Source organism: Staphylococcus sp. GW821-FHT11H10, assembly GCF_058807855.1.
The window spans coordinates 1-3353 of the sequence record NZ_JBXARC010000046.1 but is presented as its reverse complement, the minus strand read 5'-3'; the positions used below and the strand labels follow the sequence as shown (position 1 = coordinate 3353).

Sequence of the window (3353 nt, the reverse complement as noted above, 5' to 3'; positions counted from 1 at the left end):
AATAAAGAAGCCAGTAAATGAATTTGTTAAAACTCATTTACTGGCTATTTCTCTAGGGTTTATGTCCCAGACTCTTCTACCTTTATCAATTGCTAGCAGACTATTTAAGTTCTTGGCGCACAGGTGTTGTAGCTGGCAATGTATTAATAATGTCTAAACGAGATTTAGTTTTTTTAATATTCACACCTAATGACGATAATAATTTAACAACATTTTGCAATTTATCCGAATTACTCATGGCTTTCACCTCGTTTTATGACTTCAAAGTTATACTACCCCAATTATCGTTGTTTTACTACATTAATTCAGCATAAAATTGATATTTAATAAAATTATTTTAAATTATCAACCTAATACCTTATAACCATCATCATAAATTTCTTTTTCAATACTATTTAAATTCGTAGGTGTTTCATAAGAAATTTTAACTAATTGGTCATTTAGTTCTACAATTACTTCATCTACACCTATCATCTTCTCAAGTCTATGTTGGAGTGAATTAGCTTGCTCTTCAGTATTTAATTCACTAATTCTAATTTCACTAAAGTTCATTTAATTAACCCCTAATCTTTCATTAATTTTTGAAAAGTCACTAACAATTCTTCCATCGCTTCTTCTTGAGCGCCGTTATTCACTTTATCCATGATACAGCTTTTCATATGATGATCTAGCAACTTAGTGGCCACACTATTTAAAGCTGATCTTGTAGCTCTAATTTGAGTTAGCACGTCATCACAGTATACATCTTCTTCAATCATGCGATTAATCGCTCTAACTTGCCCTTCAATACGATTAAGTCTTGATTTTAAATTCATTTTAATTTGATCGGAATGATGTGCATTTTCATGATTATTCAAGGTCGTCACCCTTTCTAATAGTACTATCATATCGTATAATTTACCTTCATATTCGTCAAACACTGTAACTTATTTTCATGAAAAAGGGTCATGCTATTTAGTTAATGCCATGATACAATTAAGTTTAAGAAAGTACTAGACTTATCTTATTCTTGCAAGAATTAAAAAATAAACAGGAGGCGTACTATGGTAGAAATATACTCAATGTCTTTCACGCATTCCTCATTGATTATTAATATCATTTTAATTGCTGCCTTTATATTAAACTTAATTTTTGCGTTTGTTATTATCTTTATGGAGCGCCGTAGTGCTGGTTCAATATGGGCTTGGCTACTTGTTTTAGTATTTTTACCAATTATAGGGTTTATTTTATATTTACTATTAGGACGCCAAATTCAACGCAATCGTATTTTTAAATTGAAAAAAGAAGACCGTAAAGGCCTTGCTATGATTGTCGATGAACAAATTGAAGCATTAGAAAGCGACGATTTCTCAAAAGGTAATCATCAAATTGTTAAGTTTAAAGAAATGGTACGCATGTTACTTTTTAACAATGCTGCATTCCTTACTACTGATAATCAAACCAAGATTTATACTGATGGCCATGCAAAATTTGATGCATTATTAAGTGATATTAAAAATGCAAAAGATTATATACATATTCAATACTATATTTTCAAAAGTGATGAATTAGGTCATCGAATTCTCTCAGCACTTGAGGATAAACTTGATGAGGGCTTAGAAGTTAAAATGTTATACGATGATATGGGATCAAGAACTCTAAGAAAAAAAGATTTAAAACACTTTCGTCAAAAAGGTGGACATGTTGAATCTTTCTTTCCTTCTAAACTCCCACTTATAAACCTACGTATGAATAACCGAAACCATAGAAAAATAGTTATTATTGACGGTAAAATTGGTTATGTTGGTGGTTTTAATGTAGGCGACGAATATTTAGGTAAAGATAAAAAATTTGGATATTGGCGAGACACTCATTTGCGATTAGAAGGAGATTCTGTAAACGCACTTGAACTGAGATTTATATTAGATTGGAACTCACAATCAAACCGTGATTCAATCGAATATGAAGATCGCTATTTTCCTGATGTAGACTCTGGTGGAACAATAGGTGTACAAATTGCCTCAAGTGGTCCTGATGAAGATTGGGAGCAAATCAAATATGGTTATTTGAAAATGATTTCTTCAGCTAAACAATCTATTTATATTCAATCACCCTATTTTATTCCTGATCAAGCCTTCATTGATGCAATTAAAATAGCAGCTTTAGGTGGTGTAGAGGTCAATATCATGATTCCTAATAAACCTGATCATCCTTTTGTTTATTGGGCTACCTTAAAAAACGCAGCTTCTCTATTATCAGCTGGCGTGAAAATCTATCATTATGATAATGGTTTCTTACACTCCAAAACATTAATTATTGATGATGAAATTGCTTCAGTAGGTACTGCCAACATGGATAATCGTAGTTTTACATTGAACTTTGAAGTAAACGCATTCATCTATGATGAAGCAATTGCAGCGCAACTAAAAGAAGCATTTATTCAAGATATGAAAGTATCTTACCGACTCACTGAAGACTTATATAATAAACGAAGCCTGTGGATTAAATTTAAAGAAGGTATATCTCAATTACTTTCACCTATTCTATAGATAATTTAGATATAGTGGCTTAAAAAATCACAATGAAAATATTATAGTCTTAAAATAATACTTTAGTCCCGAACTCATCTGAACAATAAGGAGATTAAAATGGATGTAACACGACAAATAGAATTAGCGCATAGATATATGAAAGATTTTCATAAAAGTGATTATTCTGGTCATGATGTTGCACATGTAGAACGTGTAACGTCACTAGCTCAAACAATCTCTAAATGCGAGCAACAAGGAGAATATTTAATTATCACATTATCTGCATTACTTCATGATGTCATTGATGATAAGTTAACAAATAAAGCCAATGCTTTAGATTGTTTAAAAACATTTTTAAAGAACATTCGCGTATCTTCTGATCAACAACAAAAGATTATTTACATCATTCAACATTTAAGTTATAGAAATGGACAAAATAATCATGTAGACCTTCCAATTGAAGGACAAATTGTTAGAGATGCAGATCGACTAGATGCGATTGGTGCTATTGGTATTGCTAGAGCATTTCAATTTTCAGGCCATTTTAATGAGCCAATGTGGACAGAATCACCACATAGTGACATACCTAATATTGAAACGATTACTAATTTAGAACCTTCCGCTATACGTCACTTTTATGATAAATTATTAAAATTAAAAGATTTAATGCATACTGAAACTGGTCGAAAATTAGCTAGAGAAAGACATGCGTTTATGGAACAGTTTTTAAATCAATTTTATAAAGAATGGCATATATAAAAAAAGGGGCTCTACGTCAAATCGGACTGATGAGTCCAAATATTGAGATTAAGCAACTTTAAGTTGTTTAATCTCTTTTTTTGT

Annotated in this window: 5 protein-coding genes; 2 read left to right on the top strand and 3 right to left on the bottom strand. The window is 31.1% G+C overall.

Translation table 11 applies throughout. The features are described 5' to 3' along the window. Positions 1–100 precede the first annotated feature (100 nt). The 3 genes from AC1RRU_RS12490 to csoR form a co-directional block, all read right to left on the bottom strand. On the bottom strand, positions 101–238 hold the full coding sequence (locus AC1RRU_RS12490) for an Lmo0850 family protein (protein ID WP_011275260.1): 138 nt from the start codon (positions 236–238) through the stop codon (positions 101–103). A gap of 107 nt (positions 239–345) precedes the next feature. Beyond that, positions 346–552 (bottom strand): putative copper chaperone CsoZ, encoded by a 207-nt coding sequence (csoZ, locus tag AC1RRU_RS12485; protein WP_011275259.1) that lies wholly within the window; start codon positions 550–552, stop codon positions 346–348. 11 nt (positions 553–563) lie between these two features. Beyond that, positions 564–887: a copper-sensing transcriptional repressor CsoR gene (gene csoR / locus AC1RRU_RS12480; RefSeq protein WP_046309851.1), complete on the bottom strand. Its 324-nt coding sequence runs from the start codon at positions 885–887 to the stop codon at positions 564–566. Between the two features lie 156 nt (positions 888–1043). On the opposite strand from csoR, the gene cls reads away from it, so the two are divergent. Next, positions 1044–2528: a cardiolipin synthase gene (cls, locus tag AC1RRU_RS12475; protein ID WP_011275257.1), complete on the top strand. Its 1485-nt coding sequence runs from the start codon at positions 1044–1046 to the stop codon at positions 2526–2528. A 99-nt stretch (positions 2529–2627) separates the two neighbouring features. Beyond that, positions 2628–3269 (top strand): HD domain-containing protein, encoded by a 642-nt coding sequence (locus AC1RRU_RS12470; protein ID WP_016931420.1) that lies wholly within the window; start codon positions 2628–2630, stop codon positions 3267–3269. The last annotated feature ends 84 nt before the right edge of the window (positions 3270–3353 follow it).